This is a genomic window from Variovorax sp. GW821-FHT10D07, from assembly GCF_059415325.1.
In genome coordinates this window covers 1-21,522 of record NZ_JBWKMZ010000025.1, presented here as the reverse complement: position 1 = coordinate 21,522, position 21,522 = coordinate 1, and the positions used below count along the sequence as shown (strand labels likewise).

Below are 21,522 nucleotides of genomic sequence, written 5' to 3'. Positions count from 1 at the left end.
CATGCGCGCGGCGCAGGCAAGAAGCTCAGGCGGCCTCGCGCGATGCCGCCCCGAGCGCGTCGTTGCCCGCTTCCCCGAGCCAGCGCCGCTTGTCGCGCAGCGGCGGCGCGCCGAACATGCGGCCGTACTCGCGCGCGAACTGCGAGGGGCTTTCGTAGCCCACGTCGTGCGCGGCCGTCGCCACGTCGGCACCGGTCAGCAGCATCAGCCGCCGGGCCTCCTGCAGGCGCAGCTGCTTCTGGTACTGCAGCGGGCTCATCGCGGTCACGGCCTTGAAGTGGTGGTGGAACGAGGACACGCTCATGTGCACCGCGCGCGCCATGTCCTCCACCTTCAGCGACTGCGCGAAGTTCACGCGCAGCGCGCTGATCGCCTTGGCCACGCGCTGGGTGTGGCTGTCCTGCAGCGCGATCTGCCGCAGCCGCGCGCCCTCGCCGTTCACCAGCAGCCGGTACATGATCTCGCGCTTGATCAGCGGCGCCATGATCGGCACGTCCTCCGGCGTTTCCAGCAGGCGCAGCAGCCGCAGCACCGGCTCGAGCACGGGCATCGCGATGCGGTTGACGTACATGCCGCGCGAGGCCGGTGCATTGGCCTTGGCCGGCAGCTGCTCGTTGCGGATCAGCTCGCCGATCTCGTCGACCGCGAGCTCGAGACGCAGGCCCAGGTAGGGCTCCTGCTCGCTGGTCACGCGCACCTGGCCGCACACCGGCAGGTCGACCGAGGTCACCAGGTAGTGCATCGGGTCGTACACGTAGATGTCGTCGCCCACCATGATCCGCTTGGAACCCTGCGCGATCAGGCCCAGCGCGGGCGTCTGCATCGCGTGCTTGGGACCGTCGGGCTTGCTGACGCAGTAGACGAACAGGCCGGGCACCGCGGTGTCGACGGAGCCGTCGCGGCCGCCGGTCACCAGGTTGATCAGGCGCACCAGCTCCTTGCGGGCTTCGTCGAGTTCGGGTTCGAGCGGCAGCGGCGTGCCGATGGCGGAAAGGATGTCGGGGGTTTCGTCGGACATGTGGCGGGGTCCTTGTCACGGTGGAGAAACAAGCGGCTCGAAGCTTAAACCTGCCCTGGCGCCAGCGCGCGCCCGCGGCCACCGGTCTGGAGAATTAGGCAAGACCTTTGCAGGAACGCGCTGGCCCCGGGACGCTGCCCGGCCGGATACTTTTCGCAGCCCTCCGGGCTTCCCAACGCAAAGGAATTCTTTCGATGCAATACCGCAAATTCGGCCGCACCGGCCTCTTCGTCTCCGAACTCTGCCTCGGCACCATGACCTTCGGCGGGTCTTCGGGCATCTGGGGCCAGATCGGCGATCTCCAGCAATCCGACGCCGAGGCGCTCGTCGGCCGCGCACTCGACGCCGGCATCAACTTCATCGACACCGCCGACGTCTATTCCGAAGGCCAGTCGGAAGTCATCACCGGCCAGGCGCTCAAGAACCTCAAGGTGCCGCGCGACAAGGTGGTGGTGGCGACCAAGGTGCTCGGCGAGACCGGCAGCAAGGGCGTCAACTCGGCCGGCGCCTCGCGCTACCACATCATGGACGGCGTGAAGGCCAGCCTGCAGCGGCTGCAGCTCGACCACATCGACCTCTACCAGATCCACGGCTTCGACCCCGCCACGCGGATCGAGGAAACCGTGGAGGCGCTCGACACCCTGGTGCGCCACGGCCACGTGCGCTACGTCGGCGTGTCGAACTGGGCCGCCTGGCAGATCGTCAAGGCGCTGGGCATCGCCGAACGCAAGGGCCTGGCGCGCTTCGAATCGCTGCAGGCCTACTACACCATCGCGGGCCGCGACCTCGAGCGCGAACTGGTGCCGATGCTGCGCAGCGAGGAGGTCGGCCTGATGGTCTGGAGCCCGCTGGCCGGCGGCTTCCTCAGCGGCAAGTACAGCCGCTCGGGCGAGGCGCAGCAGGCCGAGCAGGGCAGCCGCCGCATCGCCTTCGACTTTCCGCCGGTCGACAAGGAGCGCGCCTTCGACTGCATCGACGTCATGCGCGAGCTGGCCGAGGCGCGCAAGGTCTCGGTGGCGCAGGTCGCGCTGGCCTGGCTGCTGCACCAGCCGGTGGTGACCAGCGTGATCATCGGCGCCAAGCGCGTCGACCAGCTCGACGACAACATCGCCGCCACCGCCATCCAGCTCGATGCCGACGAGCTCGCGCGGCTCGACAAGGTCAGCGCGCTGCCGGCCGAGTACCCGGGCTGGATGCTCGAGCGCCAGGGCGGCGTGCGGCGCCAGCGCGTGGCGGATTCGCTGTCGCGCGGCTGAGCCGACGAAAGGGCCGCCGCGCGGCGGCCCTGCCCTACTTCTTCGGCTGCACCTCGAAGGCCAGCAGCTGCGTGATCTGGCTCGCGGTGTTGAAGTTGTTGTCCGACACCAGCACCAGCGTGTCGTTGCCGTTGGGCAGCTTCGGTCCCCAGGCGATGCCCTCGATGTTGTCGAGCTTGGCCAGCCCCAGCGTGTTGAGGTCGAGCACCAGGCGCTTGCGCACCGGCTTGTAGTCGGCGCCCACGAGGCTGGCGAGGCCGCGCACGTCGGTGGCGCCCTCGGTCTCGATCTCGTAGAGGCGGATGTAGTTGCTGTAGTTGCCGTCGGCCGCCTGCACGCCCGCGCGCTCGATCACGAGGAACTGGTGGTCGTTGATCGCGAGCATCTCCGACACGCCATTGTCGGCGTTCGGGCCCGTGGGCGCCTTGGGGATCGCATCGATCGGATAGGCCACCTGGCGCAGCACCGTGCCCGCGCGGTCGAACTGCGTGAAGCGCGAGACCGCGCCGCTCGTGGGCGTGGGCAAGGGGCCGTCCTCGTAGATCGGCGCTTCCATGCCGACCCACAGGCTCTTGCCGTCGGCCGAGAAGCTCAGCGCCTCGTAGGTCGCGTTGTTGCGCGAGCCTTTCTCCTGCGTCGGCGACATCCTGAACATCGCGGGCGCCGGCAGGATCAGGTTGGCCACGCCATCGATCGCCATGCGCGCCACGAAGGGATCGAGGCCGCGTGCGCGGTCGCCCTCGCTGCCCCACCACAGGCCGCCGCCCTGCGGGTCGATGCGGAACGATTCGGGATCGGCCGCGATGCTGGGGCTGCCGGAGGCGTTGGAATAGACCTTGCCGTTCATGTCCTTGAGCGCGATCGTCGAGCGGAAGCGCACCGAGGAAAAGCGCTGGCCGTCGTAGTCGAGTTCAGCCGTGTGGAAGCGCGACGAGGTGCGGTCGTCGCTGAGAAAGTACCAGAGCCTGGTGGCCGGGTCGTAATCGACCGCCGAGAGCCCGCCGACCTGCACGCCGTCGATCTTCAGGTCGTTGGCCAGCACCTGTTCGCCGATCAGCCGCACGCTCTGCACGCTGCGTTCGGGTGCGGGCGCCGGCGCGGGTGGCGGCGCCGCGGGTGCGGGCGCCGGTGCCACCGGCAGGAACACGGCGCCGTCGCCACCCCCGCCGCAGGCGGTCAGGACCGTGGCCGCGCAGAGCGCCGCGGCCAGGAGACGAAGAGCGGCGGGCTTGAAGGGAGGAACGAAGGAAGGCATCGGGCGCTGCGCGAGTGGGCGAAGCGCCGGATGCTAGGGAGGGCAGATGACGGTTCGGTGAAGCCGCGCCGCCCGCGACCCCGGGAGCGCCCCGCTCAGCCCGTGTTCCGGCGCACCAGCGCCGCGATGTATTCGCGCAGCGAGACGCGCCCGCGCTCGGGGTTCTCGACCTCGTACTTCTTCTCGAGCGTGACGCGCGTCATCGCCGCATACGAGGCCGCGCCCGCGTCCGAGAAACCCATCGCCTTGAACGCATGCTCCCACTGGCTGCGCGGCGTCTGGACCGCGCGCACCGGCTTGTTCAGCGCCAGCGCGAAGGCTTCGGCCACGTCCGCGCTGGTGTAGGCCTCGGGCCCTTCCACGTGGTGCGGGCCCGAGTCCTTGGCCGGCCCTTCCATCAGCCGGGCGGCGAACTGGCCCAGGTCGCGCGGCGCCACCATCGGCAGCGCGAAGTCGACCGGGTACATGGTGTGGACCACGCCCTGCTGCTGCGCCGTCTGCAGCGACAGGTCCCAGTTGCTCATGTAGTAGGCCGCGCGGATCACGGCGGTGGGAACCGGCTGGGCCGCGAGCGCCTGCTCCATCTCGTAGAGCACGCCGAGGTCGCCGATGCGCTCGCCGGGCTGCGCGCCATAGGCCGACTCGGCCACGATCTTCTCGAGGTCGGCGCCTTCCACCGCGCGCAGGATGCTGCGCAGGCTGCGCCGTTCCTCGGCCGCGGTGTCGGTCGAGGGTGCCGCGGGCGGGTTCAGCAGGAACAGGCGCTTGCCGCCGGCCAGCACGCGCCGGAAAGCGGCGACGTCGAACACGTCGACCACCGCGACCTTGGCGCCCTTCTTGCGCAGCGCCTCGGTCTTCGCGGCCTGGCGCGTGATGACGGTGACGGGCTGGCCCTTGGCCAGCAGGGCTTCGGCCAGGGCCGAGCCCACGTGGCCGGTGGCTCCGAGGATGATGTGCATGGTGTCTCCGTGAGTGTGCTTGCGCTCAACCGCGCTGTTCGTTGCGCTTGCGCGTGGCCGCGGCCTTGCGCGCCGAAGCCGATCGCGCGGCCGCGGGCCGGCTCGCCGCCGCGGCACCGCCCTTGTGGCCACCCTTGCGCGACGGCGCATGGTTCTCGGCCTTGCCGCGGCCCGAGCCGCTCTTCTTGCCGCCGCCGGTCTCGGCATTGACGGTGGCCCAGGCACGGCGCTCGGCCTCGCCCTTGCCGACCCCGCGTTTCTCGTAGCCGTCTTCGATGTGTTCGGCCTTGCGTCTCTGCTTGTCCGTGTAGGACGACTTGTCGCCTCTTGGCATGGTCATCGCTCCTGTGTGGATGAAGATGAAAACCATGCTGCGCGCGCCGCGTGCACCCCGGGTAAGAAAAGCCAAGCGGCCTGCGTCAGTGCTGTCCGTCGTCGGCGACGCCACAGGGATGCATCGAGGTGTGTGGCAGAAGGCGGCGCTTCAGGCCTCTGGCAGCCCGCGATGGCGATGCAATCAGCGGATGCCTTCGCGCTGGGCGACCGAGCGCGCGTCGCGCGCCCACACCTGCAACACGAAGTCGTCCTCCTCGTGCAGCACCAGCCGCGCCAGGCCGAGCGCGGCCAGTGCGCCGTGCACGTTGGCGGTCGAGAGGCTGCGCTGCGCGAAGTCGGGGCGCCAGTCGCAGGCCACCAGCGTGCCGTCGGCATCCAGCGTGCGTTCGCAGCAGGCGGCCACGCGGTCCATGGCCTCGCGGTCCAGAAAGTAGCCGATCTCGCTGAGCACGATCAGATCGAAACGGCCGGGGCCCGGCTGTGGCTCGAGCGGCCAGTCCTCGGGCAGCGTCTGCTGCCGTACCTCCACGTGGCCGAGCCCGGCCGTGCGCCGTCGCGCGGTCGCCACCGCCTGCGTCGAGAAATCGCTCGCGAGCAGCCGGTCACAGCGCGGTGCCAGTTCCAGCGTGAGTTCGCCGATGCCGCAGCCGGGCTCGAACGCGTCCCGGTAGTGCGGTCGTGGCAATGCGGCGAGCAGCACCGCGCGTTTGCGCGCCTCGTACCAACGCGCGCGCAGCGCGTACGGATCCTCGCTGGCCGTGTAAAGCGCGTCGAAGTACGGGCGGTGAGTGTCGCCGCTCACAGGAAGACCACTTCGTACGGCCGCTGCGCGCGCGCCAGCGTGGTGGCGCGCAGCACCGGCGGCGCACCGGTCGATGGATCGCGCCGCAACTGGCTCGTGAAGGCGCGCACCGCGTCGCGCTTGCGCCGCAGCGCCTCGGGGTCGAGCAGCAGGCGCCGGGCGTGCCGCCACGGCATGCGCGCATCCGCGGGACGCGCCCAGTGCCAGCCCCAGACCGGCACCTCGACCAGCCGCGCGCCCGCGCTCGCGGCCGCCAGCGCGCAGGCCTGGCCCGTGGCCTCGTGGTCGGGATGGCCATCGCGGCGCCAGGTCGTGAAGACCACGTCGCGCGGCCGCAGCAGCGACACCAATTGCGCCGCCAGCATGGCCTGCATCGCCTGCAGCCCGCCGTCGGGCAGCTCGAGCCGCACCGGCTCGATCGACAGGCCCAGCCGCTCGAGCGCGCGCAGGCTTTCGCGCGGGCGGTTGCGCGCCAGCCGCTCGGGCGGCCACACGGCCGATCCGCGATGGCTGGCGGTGCCGTCGGTCACGGCGATCACCACCACCTCGCGGCCCTGCTGCGCGAGCTGCGCCAGCAGGCCGCCGACCGCGAGCACCTCGTCGTCGGGATGCGGCGCCACGACCACGACGCGCGCGCCCGCGGGCACCAGTTGTTCCGCGTCGATGGCGGGCAGCCGGGCCAGCCCGGGCCAGTCGTTCCACTCGTCCTCGGTGGTGCCGTCGCCGCGGATCGCACGGCGGGCCGGGTCGTCGAGTGCCTTGTCCGTCACAGCGCCCATGCGGCACTCCTTTGGTCGAAAACGATCTGGCCCAGCGCGGCCAGGTCGCGCTCGGCATGGCTTTGGCGCAAGTACACCGGCAGGTCGGCCATCGCGTGCGCGAAGCGCGCATCGCGGCACAGCGGCGCGGCGCCGAGCGCGCGGCCCGCGTGGCGCAGCACCGTCTCGGCGGACTGTTCCACCACGAGGCGCGCATTCAGGGCCACGCGGCGCGCGTCGTCGGCCGGATGGGTGTCGATCCAGTGCGCGGCCTGCTGCAGCACCGCGGCACCGCCGGCCAGCGCGGCATCGATGGCACCGAGGTGCGCGAGCCGATGCGCGTCGGGCTTGGCGCCTTGTGCCGCGAGCGCGAGCACCTGGCGCGCGATGCCGAGCGCGCCGCCCCACCAGCAGGCCGCGATGCCGGCACCGCCCTGCCAGAAGCCCGGCCGGCTCACGTAATCGCCCGGCTTGCCGATCGGTACCGCGAGCGCATGGTCGAAATGCACGTCGACGCTCGCGCTCGCCGCCATGCCGACGGCCTCCCAGCCTTCGTCCGAAACGCGCACGCCCGGCTGCCGGAGCGACACGGCCGCGAGGCAGGCACGGCCCTCCTCGTCGTGCACGCTGACGATCGCATGCGTGAGACCCGCGGCACCCGAGCACCAGGCCTTGCGCCCGTCGAGCCGCATGGCGCCGGGGCAGCCCTCCTCGGGCCGCATGGCGACGCGCGCATCGGGCGGCTCGGCGCACCAGGTGCCCCAGCGCGAGCCGGGCGGCACGGCGGGGCCATGCAGCTCGGCCAGGATCGCGAGCGCATCGGTGTGGCCCTCGTAGAGCTTGGCCAGCGAGAGATCGTGCGCCGCGACCTCGGCCAACGCACGCCAGCGCATCAGCGTGCGGCCCTGGGCGGGCCATGGCACGCGGTCGGCGCCAGCTTCGACGAGGCGGGTCAGTGCGGCCGCGGGATCGGCGGGAAGCCGAAGCCGCTCGAGGGTGTCGCTGCTGAGGTCCTCCGTCATGGATCGTGGGCGTCTCTGTGTCTGTGTGGGCCTGTTGAACTCACGCGACCATAGACAGCGCCTTTCCCCCGTCCCGTCGGCAGGCAGCCTCCGGCCTTGTAGGAGCAGCGGTGACGCGCCCCTCCACCGGGCGCGATCAGTCAGTCCCCGAGCACCTTCCCGAGATCCGCCTTCAGGCTGGTGGCGCGCTCGGGCGCCTTCGCCAGGCCCGTGTCGACCAGCGCCTGGGCGATCGATCGCTCGCCCAGGTGCACCGCGATCCGCGCGAGGTGCAGCGCCGTGCGCGCGTGGATCGCGGTCGGATCGGTCTCGCGCAGCATCTGCACGAAGCCCTGCGGATAGCTGCCGTGCCGCGCGAAGAAGGCGCGTCCGGGTCCGGACCATTCGCTCACGATGAACGCGACCGTCTCCTCGGTTTCCGCCATCGAGCTGCCATAGGCCCAGCCGAAGGCAGGCCCGGGCGGCGGGTCCATGCGGTCTCGGAACACGCAATGCGATTCCTCGATTTCCGTCGGCGCGACCTGGCCACCGCCTTCGGTCGGCAGGAAGTCGAGGTGCGCGCCGAGGTTCAGGTAGCACTGCTTGCCGCCGCTCGCGCCCTGCACGTTGAACACGTGGATCACCGGGCCCGCGATGCGTCGCAAGGTCTGGCCCGTGCCCTCGAAGCCTTCGGCCTGAAGCACGGGATAGAGCTGGCGGGTCAGCAGCTTGAGGAAGGCGGCACGGGTGGTCATCGGCTTCGTGGTCGGAGTGGATGGAAGGCGCATTCTGACCGCGTCATCGTGTTCGCTATGCTCGCCCCGCGTTTCAGGAGAACAACGGATGGCAGTGGCGGCACAGGATCAGCGGATGGCGGCCTTGCGCGAGCTCGGCGTGTCCGAGGCCATGCAGCGGCTCGCATCGGGCGACTGCCTGCACGAGGCCTTCAGGGGCTGCTGCCTCGGACCGCCCTTCTATGCCTACCGCGGCGCCGCGGTGCCCGAGGGCCCGGCGCTGGTGCCGCTGTGGGACCGCGACAGCCGCGTTGCGGCCGTCTGGCGCCAGCACGACGGCCTGGCGTTCATCGAGTTCAGCATCGAGGACCCCGGCGCCTTCGAAGTGCTGGCCCGAACCGAGCAAGGCTTCTGGGTCAGCCGCTTCGACTTCCTCTACGAATGCGACCTCGCCATCGAGACGCTGCAACAGGCCGCCGACTCCGTGGGCTTCCGCTTCCTCGATCGCCACCTGGCATCGCGCGAAGCCGCCGAGGACGGCCTGACGAGCTTCGCGGCGCATCGCAGCTGGCTGCACGCCCTGGTCGCGGAGATCGACCGCGAAGCGGCCGACCCCGGTCTCAGCGCCCGAGCGGCGCGAAGGCCGTCGCCTTGATCTCGACCAGTCCCCCGTCGGGGTTCAGCTCGGCGACGGCCAGTTCCACCGCCGCGGGATAAGGCGCCGCGAAGAACTCATCGCGCACGCGCGCCATGGCCGCGAGCTGGCCGGCCTTGTCCAGGCGCAGCTTCGCGCTGCCGAAGACATGGAACATCTGCAGCTCGACCACGTCGTCGAGCCGCGCGTCGCAGGCGAGCAGCAGGCGCTCGATCTGGCGGAAGACGCTGCGCAGTTCGTGCTCGAAGCCGGCCTCGTCCATCGCCTCGGTGCCGCGCTGGCAGGCCACGATGCCCGAGAGATGGACGACATCGCCGGCGCGTCGCGCGGGTGCGTAGTGGAACTGCGCGACATCCGCCGCGAGCGCGTCGGGGATCACGACCTTGCCGGTGCGCGTGGGAATCTCGCGCATGCCGTCGATGGAAATCGGGTTCATCGTCTCAATGGAATGATTGTTCAAGAATTGGGCGGAAAAAGCGGACCGCAAAGGTCCGCCGTCATGAAACGCAGGCCGGCGTCACAGCCTCGCGAGCGTCCCCTCCATCGCGTCCTCGAGAAAGGCGCGATCGGGCATCGACTGGCCGAGGATGCGCAGGCCGTAGTAGCTCGCGAGAAAGGCGCGCGCCATCTCCAGCGGCTGCCGCTCGCCGCCGAACTCGCCGTTGCGCTGCCCCACCGCGAACAGGTGGCACAGCAGCTGTTCGAGCCGCACCACGTAGACGCGGCTGATCTCGGCCACCGCCGGGTCCTTGCCTGCCCGGTCCAGCGCCGCGAGCAGCGCCATGCAGCCACGCCGCTGGCGCGGATCGAGGTCGCCCTCGATGCCCCAGAGCATCAGGCCGCGCAGCCGCTCCTTCGCGCTGCCGGGCCCGTTGAGGATGCGCGTCTGTGCCTCGATGCCGAGCTCCTGGTAGCGCAGCAGCGCCTGCTCGTAGAGCTGCTGCTTGCTGCCGAAGGCGTTGTAGAGGCTGCCGCGGCCCAGGCCGGTCTGCTGGCACAGCGCCTCGGCCGAGCTGCCGTCGTAGCCGTTCGACCAGAACACGTCCATCGCCGCCTCGACCACGGCGGTGTCGTCGAAGCCGCGCGGCCGGCCGCTCATCGCGTGGCCTCGGCCACGGCCCAGCTGTCCTCGAGCATGTGATAGCGCACGATCAGGCCGTCGCGCACGCCGATGTCGAAGGCGAAGGCGGTCTCGATCAGCCGGCCGGTGCGCTTCACGCGCGTGGCCAGGTCGCCGAGCACCACGGCACGCCCGGGCCCCACGAGGATGGCGTCGATCGCGAAGCGCTCGGGCGCCACGTGTTCGCGCAGCTGGCGGAAGAACTCGGCCACGCCATGCCGGCCGCTCTTGCGGCCGATCCACGGCACGGTCGCCGTGTCGCCCGCGATGAACCAGTCGACGTCCTCGCTGAACAGGGTGGCGATCTCGGCCGGATCGGCTCCTTCCCGGTTCTTGCGGAACAGGGTCTCCACGAGTTCTCGCACCGCGGCATCGGTCATGTCTACATCCCCAAAAAAGAAGGGGCCGGTCCCGTACCGGCCCCTCGAATCTATTTTAGGGCTTACTGTAACGATCGATCAAATATCAACGGCCGATGCCCCCGCTCACGCGAGGGGCGGCACGTCAGCCCGTCACGGGGATGGGCCTGAACGACCAGACCAGCGGCGTGTAGTTCGCGTAGTCCACGTCGACCACGACCGCGATCGGGTCGGGGATCGTCGGGGCCGCCGCATTGCTGGTACCGATGACCTTGGCATTGAGCTCGTTGCTCACCACGGACTTGCTCTGGATGAACCAGTAGCCGAGGACTTCGCTGGGCATCAGGCACCAGAGTTGGTTCTTGCGCTGGTCCTCGTCCTTGGAGATCGGCGCCACCACCACGTTCTGCTCGGTGGCCAGGGTGAGCACGAAGCCGGTGGTCATGGTCGTCTGCAGGTACCACCAGCCGGGTGCGCCCGCGGGGATGAAGCGCCACGCCTGGTTGGGTCCATCGTTCGGCGGATAGACGATGACCTGCCGGTTCGGGGCGGGGTTGTTCCCGTAGACGTCGAGGACCAGGCTCGGCTTGCCGAACTGACCGATGACGAAGGGCTGTTCCGGCGTGATGAAGTAGGCATCGGGTGCAATGAATCCCGGGTCGGTGATCGGCATCATTTCTCCTGTTCGCAATGGGTGGGAATGGCAGCGTTCAGGGCTCGAGCGGCTGATCGCTCGAACCGCCCGGCCAGTACTTGTCGATGAGCTGGTAGGCCGTCTCGAGATCCAGCTTGTTGCCGTGGTCTTCCAGCAGCGAGATGGCCTGCGGGCTCGTGGAGTTCTCGGGGATGAAGCACGGCAGCCGCGGATTGAGGTTGGTGAAGCGGTCCCCGAGCATCAGCTTGGCCAGGGTCGGCATGAGGTTGTCCGAGGTGCCGTTGAGGCACATGTCGAGCATCGGCGAGGACCGCTCCTGGTTCATCAGGAACGGTGTCGTGTTCTCGAACGGATTCGGCACGCCGTCCATCCATTGGCGCGCGCCCCATTCGTAGGTGTTGGGCGCGACCCAGTCGGGCATCAATCCGGTGCCGATGGTGATGGCCGAGATGTCCTCGAGCTTGTGGCCGTTGTGCACGGCCAGCGCGATCGCGGCCATCGTGGGATCGTGGTTGAAGAAGGCACCGTCGACATTGCCTTCGAAGGAATTGAGCTGGCCCGGCATCGAGCCGCTCGAGGTCGCGGCCTTGGCGATGGGGTAGTTCACATGGCCGTCGAAGCCGTCCTTCAGGTCGGCCTCGGTCAGCATGTTGGTGACCATCCAGGGCGACCACGGCTTGGGGACCACGATGCCGTCGACCAGTTCGAGACCGCCCACGTTGAAGGTCACGAACAGCACCTTCTTCCGGGTCTCGTCGCCGACCTTCTTGGCGCCGTGCAGCAGGTCCTGCGTTTCGTACACCGACTTGATCGGATAGGCCGGCGCCGTCGGATCGGTGTTCATGTTGTCGTAGAAGTTCAGCTCGCCGTGCGTGAAGAGATGGATGATCTCCTCGGGTGTCTTGCCCGCCAGCAATTCGCTCGTGATGATCGAGCCGGTCGAGCAACCCGCGATCAGGTCGACATCGCGAATCAGGTCGGGCCTGTATTCCTTCAGTCGCTTGAGAATCGTGACCGACATGAGTCCGCGAATTCCGCCGCCCACGAAAGCCAGGATGGTGAATTTCTTTGCCACTGGAAAGACTCCTTTAGGACATATCCCGAGATGGGACGCGGAGTCTCTTCTTCGCCGTCAATCGTCGTCTACGAGTGGATTCCCGCTGAATTGGAATGTTGTACAGCCCAATGGATTAGCGCCCACGGCAATCCGTTGCGAGAAGAAAGTTCAATGGCGGAATCGATAATTCCGCATCAATTGGATGGTCTATTCGACATGGCGAATGATCGCATTGCAATGCATTCGCCGGAATTGAGATTGCAGCTTTCGATTGGCAGATCGATGTGACGGCATCGTGACCGTCAACGTCCGAACACCAGCAGCAGATTGTTCGCCGGCATCTCGTGCCGCGCGTGCAGGCGCAGTTCCGCATCACGCGCCTGCGCTTCCACGTCCTTCAACGGGCGGATGCCCCAGGCCGGGTCGCGCTCGCGCAGGCTCCGGTCGAACGCGAGGTTGCTCGGCGCCGGCACCGTGCCTTCCTCGAAGTAAGGCCCGTAGGTGACCAGCACGCCCCCGGGCCGCAGATGCCGCGCCGCGCCCTGCATCAGCGCGGCACAGGTGGCCCACGGCGAGATGTGCAGCATGTTCGCGCAGTAGATCGCATCGAACTCCTGCGCGAAGGCCGTGCCTTGCGAGGGCCAGGGTGCATCCGTCACGTCGAGCAGCACCGGCGGCTTGAGCCCGGGCAGCCCGGCCTGCTCGACGCGGCGCGCGAGCGCGGGAAGCGAGCGCGCATCGGCATCGCTGGTCTGCCAGGTCCAACCGGGCAAGGCCGTTGCGAACCACTCGGCATGCTGGCCGGTGCCCGAGGCGATCTCGAGCGCCGCGCCCTCGTCGCCGAGGAGGTCGCGCAGCCGCTCGAGGATCGGTTGCTTGTTGCGGTCGGCGGCGGGACTGAAGGACAGATCGGACATGCGGTGCTCGGTGGCGATGGGCGGGAGCCGGAGGCTATCAGCCCTCGACCGGCACGTGGAAATCGATCACCGCGCCGGGCCGCGTGGGTTCGAACTTGCCGTCGTAGAGCTCGAAGTCCGGGCTGTCGGCCAGCTTGAGTCCCGAGGCCGGGATCAGTTGGCCCCAGATGGTCGCCATCGCGTTCTTCACCTGCGGGTGCAGCGCCGATCCGTCGAGCGTGATGCGGAACACCGCATAGGTCGCGGCCGGGATGCGCTTCTCGCTGAAGCCCGCGGGCAAGGTGCTGCCGGGCGCGATGCCCACGCCCGCCATGTAGTCGAAGCTGCCCTCCTCCCGGTCGACGCTCCAGACCGCGCCGTAGGTGGCCCAGCTCGGTTCCTGGCCCTGGAACGGCAAGGCGCCGATGAGGGCGGACCACAGCTGTGGAATCTCGGAGCGGCTCTCCTGGTCGAAGCGCCGGGCCGGGCCGGCGATGCTGAAGGCCTCGAGGCGCACGAGGTCGGGCAGCCGGGTCACGGCGGTGGAAGTGCTGGCGGGCAGGTTCATGGGATATTGGCCTTCGATGGGTGTGAGCGCGAAGCCGGCGCGAAAGCGGCCGGGCGACACGCCGAAGATGCGCTTGAACGCGCGGGTGAATGCTTCCTGCGACTCGAAGCCGCAATCGAGCGCGAGCTCGACGAGCTTGAGCTCCGGCTCGTCGCAGAGCCGGCGCGCGCCGCGCACCAGCCGGCGGCCGCGCACATAGGCCATCACGCTGCGGCCCATGCGCGCCGTGAAGAGCCGCGAGAAGTGATACGGCGACAGTCCCGCCTGCTGCGCGATGCGATCGAGCGTGAGCGTGTCGTCGAGCCGCGCCTCGATCCAGGCGATGAGCTCGGCGATCAGGTCGGGGGTGGGTCGGTCCATGCCGCGATCATCGGCCACGCGGGCGCGGCGCGTCCTGACCGAACTTGCTGTCCAGCCCTTCGCGTTCGCTAGATCAGCCGCTGGATCGGCCTGCGCTTCCACACGCCGTGGAAGTACAGCGCCTGCAGCCCCAGCGCCACCAGGTAGGTCAGCGGATAGGCGACCCAGACGCCGCGCAGGCCGAGCGCCTGCTGCAGAACCCAGGCCAGCGGAAACAGCAGCACGGCCAGGCAGCCCAGCGAGATCGCCGTGGGCACGCGCACCGTGCCGGCCGCGCGCATCACGCTCGTGAACACGCTCGCCATGCCGAAGGCCACGCTGCCCCAGACCGTGATGCGCAGCACCGAGGCCGCGAGCTCGATCACGACGGGGTCGTTGCTGAACAGGCTCACCGCGAGCGGCGCCGCCAGCGACACCAGCGCGGCCAGCCCGGCCGTGAGCGCGAGGTTCATCCACAGACCCACGCACTTCACGTGGTCGATCTCGTCCAGGCGGCCGGCACCGATGGCCTGCGCCGCGAACACCGAGGCGGCGATGGCGATCGACATCGCCGGGAACTGCACATAGGCCATCACCTGGCCCACCGTGCCCCAGGCGGCCGTCGCGCCGGGACCGTGGCGGTTCACCAGCGACAGCAGCATCGCGTCGGCCAGCGAACTCGTGATGAAGAACAGCCCGGTGGGCACGCCGAGCCGCGCCACCGTCGCGAGCACGGGCGCGTTCCAGCGCAGGTGCTCACGCAGCTTCGCGGGTGCGAGCAGGCTGTCTTTGCGATGCAGGTGCCAGGCCAGCCACAGCACGGCCAGCGCGTTGCCCGTCATGCTGGCCCAGGCCGCGCTCTGGGTGCCGAGCCGCGGCAGCCCGAGCCAGCCGAGGATGAAGGCCGGTGTCAGCAGCACCCAGACCGAGGACGCCACCGCGAGCGCCTTGAGCGGCGTCACCGTGTCGCCCAGGCCGCGCAGCAGCGCCGCCAGCATCAGGTGCACGAACAGCACGGGCATCGCGGCGAACAGCACGCGCGCATAGCCCACGGCATCTGCGAGCACGTCGCCCGGCGTTCCCAGCGCCTGCAGCACCGGGCCGATCCCCGCCGCGCCGATGCCCGCGATGACGCACGACAGCAGCAAGGTGCCCAGCAGCACCGAGCCCGCGATGCGCCGCACCTTGTCCGTGTCGCGCGCGCCCCAGGCCTGGCCCACGAGCACCGAGGCGCCCGTGCCCAGCCCGATCGCGAAGGCCATGCAGCACATGAAGAGCGGAAAGAAGCTGACCGCCGCCGCCAGCGCACGCGTGCCGAGCAGCTTGCCCAGGTAGATCGTGATGGCCGTGCCGCCGAGCGCCTGCAGCACGTTGGTCAGGACCAGAGGGCCGAGGAAGACCAGGAAGCGTTGCCAGAGGGGGCGTGTGGAAGTGGACTCCATGGGGGGCGGATCGTAGCGCGCGCCCTGCCCCGGCCTCCGGCCTGCCTCAGCGGTCGTCGTCGTGCCACGCCGGGCCGGGCGTTCCCACCCTGCGCCGCGAGCGCGTGCGCAAGGTGATCGAGTAGCGCAGCGCCGGCGTCGGCGCGATCGCGTGCTGCCATTCCCAGCGCGCGGCGCCGCGCAGCAGGTAGATCGAGCGCGGCTCGATCCCCAGCTGCACCATGGGATCGTTGGCCGCGTAGTGGCCGTCGCGCCGGTAGGGCCGCAGCTGCATCACGGCGTCGCCGCGCAGCGAGATGCCGACGATGTGCTCGAAGTCGGGCACGTCGCGGTGCCAGCCCAGCGGCGTGCCGGGCTGGTACTCGGAGATCAGCGCATGGGTGAGCTCGGCCTCGTCGATGCCGGCCCAGGACGCCGCGCGGCGCCGCAGCGGATGCAGCGATTCGGGCAGCGGCGCGCCGGGCAGCAGCCGGTTGGCGTCGAAGTCGTAGCGGCCGCCGAAGCCGATGCCGCGGCGGCGCGCGGTGTAGGCCTTGTAGCGCATCTCGCGCAGCGTGAAGCCGCCGACGATGGCCAGCAGCTCGGCCTCCTCGGCGCGGCTCAGGAACTCCGGCGCATAGCGCAGCCCGTCGATGGCGGCGACCGGCGCGGCGCCGAACAGGTCGGGCTGCGCGTCGTGCCCGATGCGTCTAGCGGCGCGCATCGTCGCCCCTCCCCGGCCCACCTTGGCCACCCTGCCCGCCAAGGCGCACCTCCCACCAGCGCGGCAGCAGCTCGCGGATCTCGGCGCGCGAGAAGCGGTCGTCGAGCAGGTGCAGCACGCCCTCGTCCTCCTCGGTGCGGATCACGCGGCCCGCGGCCTGCACCACCTTCTGCAGGCCCGGGTAGAGGTAGGTGTATTCGTAGCCCTTGCCGAAGCGCGCGTCCATGCGCTCGCGCGTGATCTCGTTGAGCGCGTTGTACTGCGGCAGCCCGAGGCTCGCGACGAAGGCTCCCACGAGGCGCGTGCCGGGCAGGTCGATGCCTTCGCCGAAGGCGCCGCCGAGCACCGCGAAGCCGATGCCGCGGCCGCCGACGGCGAAGCGCTCGACGAAGGCCTGGCGGTCGGCCTCGGGCATGCCGCGGGTCTGGCTCCACACCGGCACCTCGGGATGCCGCGCGACGAAGGCGGCGCAGGCCTGCTCGAGGTAGTCGAAGCTGCTGAAGAAGGCCAGGTAGTTGCCGGGCCGGCGCGCGTACTGGCTGCCGATGATGCCGGCCACGCTGCGCAGCGAGTGCGCGCGGTCGCGCCAGCGCGTGGAAACATCCATCGCCACCTCGACATGGAGCTGGCGGCCGCTGAACGGCGAGGCTACGTCGAGCTCGGCCACGTCCTCGGGCAGGCCCAGCGCATCGCGGTAGAACGGGAACGGCGAGAGCGTGCCCGAGAAGCAGACGGCCGAGGCTGCATCGGCGAAGCGGCCTTCGAGAAAGGGCGCGGGCACGAGGTTGCGGATGGCCAGCCCGCGCGAGCCGTTCGGCCCCAGCGTGCGCTCGAACACCGAGTGGTCGCCGAAGCTCTCGGCCAGCCGCGCGAAATGCAGCGCATCGAAGAAGAAGCGCTGCAGCGGGCCCTGCGCCGCGTCGGGCGTGGCCGCGAAGTGCTCGGCCATCGCGGTGTTGGCGGCCTGCAGGCTGCGCGCGAAGCGCTCGGGGATCTCGTCGGCGGTCTCGTAGTCGACCGCGTTGGCCTGCTGCGCCTCCTGCAGCGCGCCCCATTCGCGGTGCAGCCGCGCGAGCGGGCCGCGCACGGCGGCCGGCGCGGCGCGGTGCGCTTCTTCGAGCGCGCCGTCGTCGAGCGGCGCGGTGTACATGCCGCGTGCGCGCTCGAGCAGGTTGTGGGCCTCGTCGACCAGCAGCGCGGCGCGCCATTCGCGTTCCTTCATGGTGGCCCAGAGGAAGGCGCTGCCGTCGAAGTAGTAGTTGTAGTCGCCGACCACCACGTCGCTCCAGTGGGCCATTTCCTGTCCCAGGAAATAGGGGCAGACCTCGTGCGCGAGCGCGATGCGGCGCAGCGCCGGGCGGTCGAGCCAGGCGGCGCGCGCGGCCTCGGCGCGCGCCGCCGGCAGCCGGTCGTAGAAGCCCTTGGCGAGCGGACAGGCATCGCCATGGCAGGCCCGGCCCGGGTGCTCGCAGACCTTTTCGCGCGCGGTCAGCTCGAGCACGCGCAGCGGATCGGCCGGCGCCTTGCCGCCCGCAGCGGCCTGGCGTTCGAGCAGCCGCAGCGCCTCGAGCGCGATCGCGCGGCCCGAGGTCTTGGCCGTGAGAAAGAACACCTTGTCGACGCGGCCGGCCGCGCGCGCCTTGAGCAGCGGAAACAGCGTGGCCAGCGTCTTGCCGATGCCGGTGGGCGCCTGCGCCATCAGGCAGTGGCCCTTCGAGGCGGCGCGGTAGACCGCCTCGGCGAGCTCGCGCTGCCCGGTGCGAAAGGCGCCATGCGGAAAGGCCAGCGCGCCCAGCAGGTCCGCCAGCGCCGCGTGATGCCGGCCCTCGCGCTCGGCCCAGGCGATGTAGCGACCGCAGAGGTCCTCGAAGTGGGCCTGAAGTTCCTCGCGCGTGTGCAGTTCCTCGAGCACGGTTTCCTCGCCGCTCGCGAGGTCGAGGTAGACCAGCGCCACGGTGATCGCCGCATGGCCGTCGGCTTCGCAGAGCATCCAGCCGTAGCAGCGCGCCTGCGCCCAGTGCAGCGCGCGGTGGTTGCCACGGATGGCGTCGAAGTCGCCGCGGAAGGTCTTGATCTCCTCGACGCGGGCACTGCCCGACTGCAGCTCGTAGCCGTCGGCGCGGCCGCGCACCAGCAGGGCCCCGCATTCGGACTGCAGCGCGACCTCGCTCTGGTAGTTCTCGCCGCGCCGCCCCTGCACCAGCGCGTGGCCCGCCATGCCCTCCTGCGCGCTGGGCGCGGGCACGAAGCGCAGGTCGAGGTCGCCGGCCTTCGCGCCGAAGGCGCACAGCGCCTTGACGGAGACGGGCGCAACGGTGGCGCAGAGGAGGGCTTCGCGGGACATCGGCGTGGAGGTTCGACAGGATGCGGCGGCCGCCAGTATATGGATATTCATCCAGTGTGCTGGTGGAATCCACAGTATCCCTGCCGGCGCGTAGGCTGGAGCGCACGGGCGTTTCCGGGCCGAACCGGCAGCGGCGGCCTGTCGGGAAAGGTCCGATGTGCCACCGCCTTCGCCCTGCCCGTCCGACTTCCGAAAGGAGACAACGATGACTGCCCTGAAACCCGCCACCGAACTCGCCGCCGCCGCGAGCCGCCCCTACCCCAACGACAGCGCGGCCTACCGCCAGGCCCGCACCGCCCTGCTCGCCGAGGAGATCGAGCTGCGCCGCCACGTCGAGCGCGTGGCCGCCCAGCGCCGCGAACTGCCGCTGGGCGGCGAGCCGCCGCCCTACCGCTTCCGCGACGAGAACGGCCGCACGGTCGGCCTCGACCACCTGTTCGGCGACCACGACACCCTGGTCACCTACTTCTGGATGTACGGCCCGCAGCGCGAACGGCCCTGCCCGATGTGCACCGCCTTCCTCGGCGCGCTCGACGTGCCGGTGCGCGACATCGCGCAGAAGGTGGCATTCGCGGTGCTCGGCCGCTCGCCGGTGGCGCGCCAACTGGCTTTCGCGCGCGAGCGCGGCTGGCGCAACCTGCCGTTCTACGAAACGGTCGGCGACGACTTCGCGCGCGACTACCGCGGCCTCGCGCCCGACGGCAGCGAATGGCCGGCGCTCGACGTCTGGGTCCGGCGCGAGGGCCGCGTGCATCACTTCTGGGCGCCGGAACTGGCCGAAACCGCCGACCCGGGCCAGGATCCGCGCCTCGCGGTCGATCCCACGCCGCTGTGGAACATCCTCGACCTGACGCCGGCCGGCCGCGGCAGCGACTGGTATCCGCGGCTAGAGTACTGAGCCTCGGGGAGGCCCGCGGCCTCTCCTCCCCTCCTCTTCCCTCGCGCCTTGCCGCCGTTCCGGGGCCGGGCGGGCGGCCGCGCGCCGCCCGTCCCGTCCGGTCGAAGACAATGTCAATTGTTCGTTCACAACTACGTTCGAAATGAAAACTGCTGCCGCGATCGACACCGCCGACTTCGAGCGCCTGCTGAGCCGCAACATCAAGCTGCCGCTGCTCGGGGGGCTGTTCGGTGCCGTCGTCTTCGTCGCCCTGATCCTGTACCTGCTGTCCACCATCGCCTGGGTCGAGCACACCGACCAGGTGGTGCGCAGCGCCAGCGAGCTGCAGCGCCGTTCCATCGACATGGAAACCGGCATGCGCGGCTTCCTGATCAGCGGGCAGGACCGCTTCCTCGAACCCTACGACGCCGCGCTGGCGCGCGTGAAGACCGACACCGCGGCGCTGCGCCAGCTGGTCGGCGACAACCCGCAGCAGATCGAGCGCGTCGACCGCATCGGCTCGCTGCAGGGCGCCTGGAACGAGTTCGCGGCCGACATGATCGCCGCGCGCCGCAGCGGCGGCGACTTCGAGGCGGCCGTCAAGCTGGGCCGCGGCAAGCGCCTGACCGACGACATCCGCAACGAGTTCGACAATTTCATCAACACCGAGCAGTCGCTGCGCTTCCAGCGCAACGCCGAGGTCAAGCGCACCAGCTGGATGGTGGTGGGCCTGTTCCTGCTGTTCACGCTCACCTTGAGCGGCCTGGTCGCCTACTTCGGCCGCCGGCAACTGGTGCGCCTGTCCGAGAGCTACGACGCGGTGCTGCAGGAGCAGGAGGCGCACACCGAGCGCCTGACCGAGCAGGCCTGGCTGCGCACGGCCCAGACCGAGCTGGTCGGCGAACTGGTCGGCGAGCTCAGCGCCGCCGACATGGGTCGCAAGATCCTGGCCTTCTTCTCGCGCCACCTGGGCAGCACCGTGGGTGCGCTCTACGTGCGCGAGCGTCATGGCCCGCTGCGCCGCGCGGCCAGCTACGGCTTCTCGGTCGAGGCCGAGAACGCGCAGCAGGTGTTCTCGCCCACCGAGAGCCTGGTCGGCCAGGCCGCCGCCGAGAAGCGGCTGATGCTGATCGATCCGGTCGAGGCCGACTACCTCAAGGTCAACTCGGGCCTGGGCGAGATGCGCCCGCGCGCCGTGGTGCTGCTGCCGGTGGCCAACGACGGCGTGTCCAACGGCGTGGTCGAGCTCGGCCTGCCCGGCACGCCCGACCAGCGCGCGCGCGACCTGTTCGAGGTGGTGGCCGAGGACATCGGCACCTCGCTGGCCGCGGCGCGCTACCGCGAGCAGCTGCAGGACGTGCTGGCCGAGACCCAGCAGCTCAACGAGGAACTGCAGGTGCAGCAGGAAGAGCTGCGCACCGCCAACGAGGAGCTCGAGGAGCAGTCGCGCGCGCTGCGCGCCTCGCAGGCCATGCTCGAGAACCAGCAGGCCGAGCTCGAGCAGACCAACAGCCAGCTGTCCGAACGCACCGAGGCACTCGACCAGCGCAACATGGCGCTGCGCCACGCCCAGCGCGACCTCGAGGAACGCGCCGACGAGCTGCAGCGCGCGAGCCGCTACAAGTCGGAATTCCTCGCCAACATGTCGCACGAGTTGCGCACGCCGCTCAACAGCGCGCTGATCCTGGCCAAGCTGCTGGGCGACAACCCGCAGGGCAACCTGAGCACCGAGCAGGTGAAGTTCGCCGAGTCGATCTATGCCTCGGGCAACGACCTGCTGGTGCTGATCAACGACATCCTCGACATCGCCAAGGTCGAGGCCGGCAAGCTCGACCTGGTGCCCGAGGACACGCGCCTGGACCGCCTGGCGCAGGGCCTGGAGAGCACCTTCCGCCCGCTGGCCGACGAGAAGCGGCTGAGCTTCCGCCTCGAGCTGCATCCGGCCGCGCCGGCCTCGCTGGTCACCGACCGCCAGCGCGTGGAGCAGATCCTCAAGAACCTGCTGTCGAACGCGCTCAAGTTCACCGAGCAGGGCGAGGTCTCGCTGGTGATCTCGGGCACGGCCGACGGCGGCGCCTCGTTCGCCGTCTCCGACTCGGGCATCGGCATCGCGCCGCACCAGCAGGAAGTGATCTTCGAAGCCTTCCGCCAGGCCGACGGCACCACCAGCCGCCGCTACGGCGGCACCGGCCTGGGCCTGTCGATCTCGCGCGACCTCACGCAGCTGCTGGGCGGCACGCTCAGCGTGCAGAGCGAACCGGGCCAGGGCAGCACCTTCACCCTGCACCTGCCGGCGCAGGCACCGCAGGCGCCCGCGCAGCAGGAGCCGGCCGCCGCGCCATCGCGCGCCGTGGGTGCCGCCGCGCCGGCCCTGTTTCTTATACCCAT

The 21,522-nt window shown here is 70.2% G+C and carries 22 protein-coding genes; 4 read left to right on the top strand and 18 right to left on the bottom strand.

The annotated features are described in order from the left end of the window. Nucleotides 1-25: 25 nt before the first annotated feature. Nucleotides 26-1,018, bottom strand: a complete 993-nt coding sequence (locus tag AC07PU_RS40095; RefSeq protein ID WP_093341925.1) for an AraC family transcriptional regulator — start codon at nt 1,016-1,018, stop codon at nt 26-28. A 194-nt stretch (nt 1,019-1,212) separates the two neighbouring features. On the opposite strand from AC07PU_RS40095, the gene AC07PU_RS40090 reads away from it, so the two are divergent. Further along, on the top strand, nt 1,213-2,274 hold the full coding sequence (locus tag AC07PU_RS40090) for an aldo/keto reductase (protein ID WP_495323402.1): 1,062 nt from the start codon (nt 1,213-1,215) through the stop codon (nt 2,272-2,274). 34 nt (nt 2,275-2,308) lie between these two features. Here the strand turns inward: AC07PU_RS40090 and AC07PU_RS40085 are convergent, their stop codons facing one another. The 7 genes from AC07PU_RS40085 to AC07PU_RS40055 form a co-directional block, all read right to left on the bottom strand. Further along, nucleotides 2,309-3,529, bottom strand: a complete 1,221-nt coding sequence (locus AC07PU_RS40085; protein WP_495323401.1) for an esterase-like activity of phytase family protein — start codon at nt 3,527-3,529, stop codon at nt 2,309-2,311. Between the two features lie 95 nt (nt 3,530-3,624). Continuing rightward, nucleotides 3,625-4,488: an NmrA family NAD(P)-binding protein gene (locus AC07PU_RS40080; RefSeq protein ID WP_495323400.1), complete on the bottom strand. Its 864-nt coding sequence runs from the start codon at nt 4,486-4,488 to the stop codon at nt 3,625-3,627. Between the two features lie 25 nt (nt 4,489-4,513). After that, nucleotides 4,514-4,822: a plasmid stabilization protein gene (locus tag AC07PU_RS40075; RefSeq protein WP_495323399.1), complete on the bottom strand. Its 309-nt coding sequence runs from the start codon at nt 4,820-4,822 to the stop codon at nt 4,514-4,516. Nucleotides 4,823-5,005: 183 nt separating this feature from the next. Further along, nucleotides 5,006-5,626, bottom strand: coding sequence for a class I SAM-dependent methyltransferase (locus AC07PU_RS40070; RefSeq protein WP_495323398.1), 621 nt, complete (start codon nt 5,624-5,626; stop codon nt 5,006-5,008). Continuing rightward, complete coding sequence (locus AC07PU_RS40065; RefSeq protein ID WP_296782571.1) at nt 5,623-6,405, bottom strand: PIG-L deacetylase family protein; 783 nt, start codon at nt 6,403-6,405, stop codon at nt 5,623-5,625. The genes AC07PU_RS40070 and AC07PU_RS40065 overlap by 4 nt, the downstream gene beginning before the upstream one ends. Next, nucleotides 6,393-7,406 (bottom strand): acyl-CoA dehydrogenase family protein, encoded by a 1,014-nt coding sequence (locus AC07PU_RS40060; RefSeq protein ID WP_495323397.1) that lies wholly within the window; start codon nt 7,404-7,406, stop codon nt 6,393-6,395. Before AC07PU_RS40060 ends, AC07PU_RS40065 begins: the two co-directional genes overlap by 13 nt. 140 nt (nt 7,407-7,546) lie before the next feature. Continuing rightward, the gene (locus AC07PU_RS40055) at nt 7,547-8,140 is read right to left on the bottom strand and encodes a DUF4304 domain-containing protein (RefSeq protein ID WP_495323396.1); all 594 of its coding nucleotides are present in this window, start codon (nt 8,138-8,140) and stop codon (nt 7,547-7,549) included. Between the two features lie 88 nt (nt 8,141-8,228). On the opposite strand from AC07PU_RS40055, the gene AC07PU_RS40050 reads away from it, so the two are divergent. Beyond that, on the top strand, nt 8,229-8,774 hold the full coding sequence (locus AC07PU_RS40050; protein ID WP_495323395.1) for a hypothetical protein: 546 nt from the start codon (nt 8,229-8,231) through the stop codon (nt 8,772-8,774). Here the strand turns inward: AC07PU_RS40050 and AC07PU_RS40045 are convergent. The 10 genes from AC07PU_RS40045 to AC07PU_RS40000 all read right to left on the bottom strand — a co-directional run bounded on the left by AC07PU_RS40045 (nt 8,740) and on the right by AC07PU_RS40000 (nt 18,257). After that, nucleotides 8,740-9,210, bottom strand: a complete 471-nt coding sequence (locus AC07PU_RS40045) for a Rid family hydrolase (RefSeq protein WP_495323394.1) — start codon at nt 9,208-9,210, stop codon at nt 8,740-8,742. The two genes, AC07PU_RS40050 and AC07PU_RS40045, sit on opposite strands and share 35 nt — an antisense overlap. A gap of 81 nt (nt 9,211-9,291) precedes the next feature. Further along, the gene (locus AC07PU_RS40040) at nt 9,292-9,873 is read right to left on the bottom strand and encodes a TetR/AcrR family transcriptional regulator (RefSeq protein WP_296782561.1); all 582 of its coding nucleotides are present in this window, start codon (nt 9,871-9,873) and stop codon (nt 9,292-9,294) included. Further along, nucleotides 9,870-10,274 (bottom strand): nuclear transport factor 2 family protein, encoded by a 405-nt coding sequence (locus AC07PU_RS40035; RefSeq protein ID WP_431508939.1) that lies wholly within the window; start codon nt 10,272-10,274, stop codon nt 9,870-9,872. Before AC07PU_RS40035 ends, AC07PU_RS40040 begins: the two co-directional genes overlap by 4 nt. 124 nt (nt 10,275-10,398) lie before the next feature. After that, on the bottom strand, nt 10,399-10,926 hold the full coding sequence (locus AC07PU_RS40030; protein WP_495323393.1) for an RICIN domain-containing protein: 528 nt from the start codon (nt 10,924-10,926) through the stop codon (nt 10,399-10,401). A gap of 37 nt (nt 10,927-10,963) precedes the next feature. Continuing rightward, nucleotides 10,964-11,953 (bottom strand): patatin-like phospholipase family protein, encoded by a 990-nt coding sequence (locus AC07PU_RS40025; RefSeq protein WP_256222471.1) that lies wholly within the window; start codon nt 11,951-11,953, stop codon nt 10,964-10,966. A gap of 314 nt (nt 11,954-12,267) precedes the next feature. Further along, a complete protein-coding gene (locus tag AC07PU_RS40020; protein ID WP_495323392.1) occupies nt 12,268-12,882 on the bottom strand; it encodes a DUF938 domain-containing protein in 615 nt (204 codons plus the stop codon). 37 nt (nt 12,883-12,919) lie between these two features. Next, the gene (locus AC07PU_RS40015) at nt 12,920-13,789 is read right to left on the bottom strand and encodes a GyrI-like domain-containing protein (protein ID WP_495323391.1); all 870 of its coding nucleotides are present in this window, start codon (nt 13,787-13,789) and stop codon (nt 12,920-12,922) included. Between the two features lie 68 nt (nt 13,790-13,857). Then, nucleotides 13,858-15,210 carry an MATE family efflux transporter gene (locus AC07PU_RS40010; RefSeq protein ID WP_495323390.1) on the bottom strand — a complete coding sequence of 451 codons (1,353 nt, stop codon included), beginning with the start codon at nt 15,208-15,210 and terminating at the stop codon, nt 13,858-13,860. Nucleotides 15,211-15,256: 46 nt separating this feature from the next. Beyond that, entirely contained in the window at nt 15,257-15,913 is a 657-nt protein-coding gene (locus AC07PU_RS40005; RefSeq protein WP_495323389.1) for an alpha-ketoglutarate-dependent dioxygenase AlkB, read from the bottom strand. Then, the gene (locus AC07PU_RS40000) at nt 15,900-18,257 is read right to left on the bottom strand and encodes an ATP-dependent DNA helicase (RefSeq protein ID WP_495323388.1); all 2,358 of its coding nucleotides are present in this window, start codon (nt 18,255-18,257) and stop codon (nt 15,900-15,902) included. Before AC07PU_RS40000 ends, AC07PU_RS40005 begins: the two co-directional genes overlap by 14 nt. Before the next feature lie 205 nt (nt 18,258-18,462). On the opposite strand from AC07PU_RS40000, the gene AC07PU_RS39995 reads away from it, so the two are divergent. Together AC07PU_RS39995 and AC07PU_RS39990 are read left to right on the top strand one after the other, a co-directional pair. After that, complete coding sequence (locus AC07PU_RS39995) at nt 18,463-19,155, top strand: DUF899 family protein (RefSeq protein WP_495323387.1); 693 nt, start codon at nt 18,463-18,465, stop codon at nt 19,153-19,155. Nucleotides 19,156-19,297: 142 nt separating this feature from the next. After that, on the top strand, nt 19,298-21,522 hold a 2,225-nt coding region (locus AC07PU_RS39990), incomplete at its 3' end, for a CHASE3 domain-containing protein (protein ID WP_495323386.1).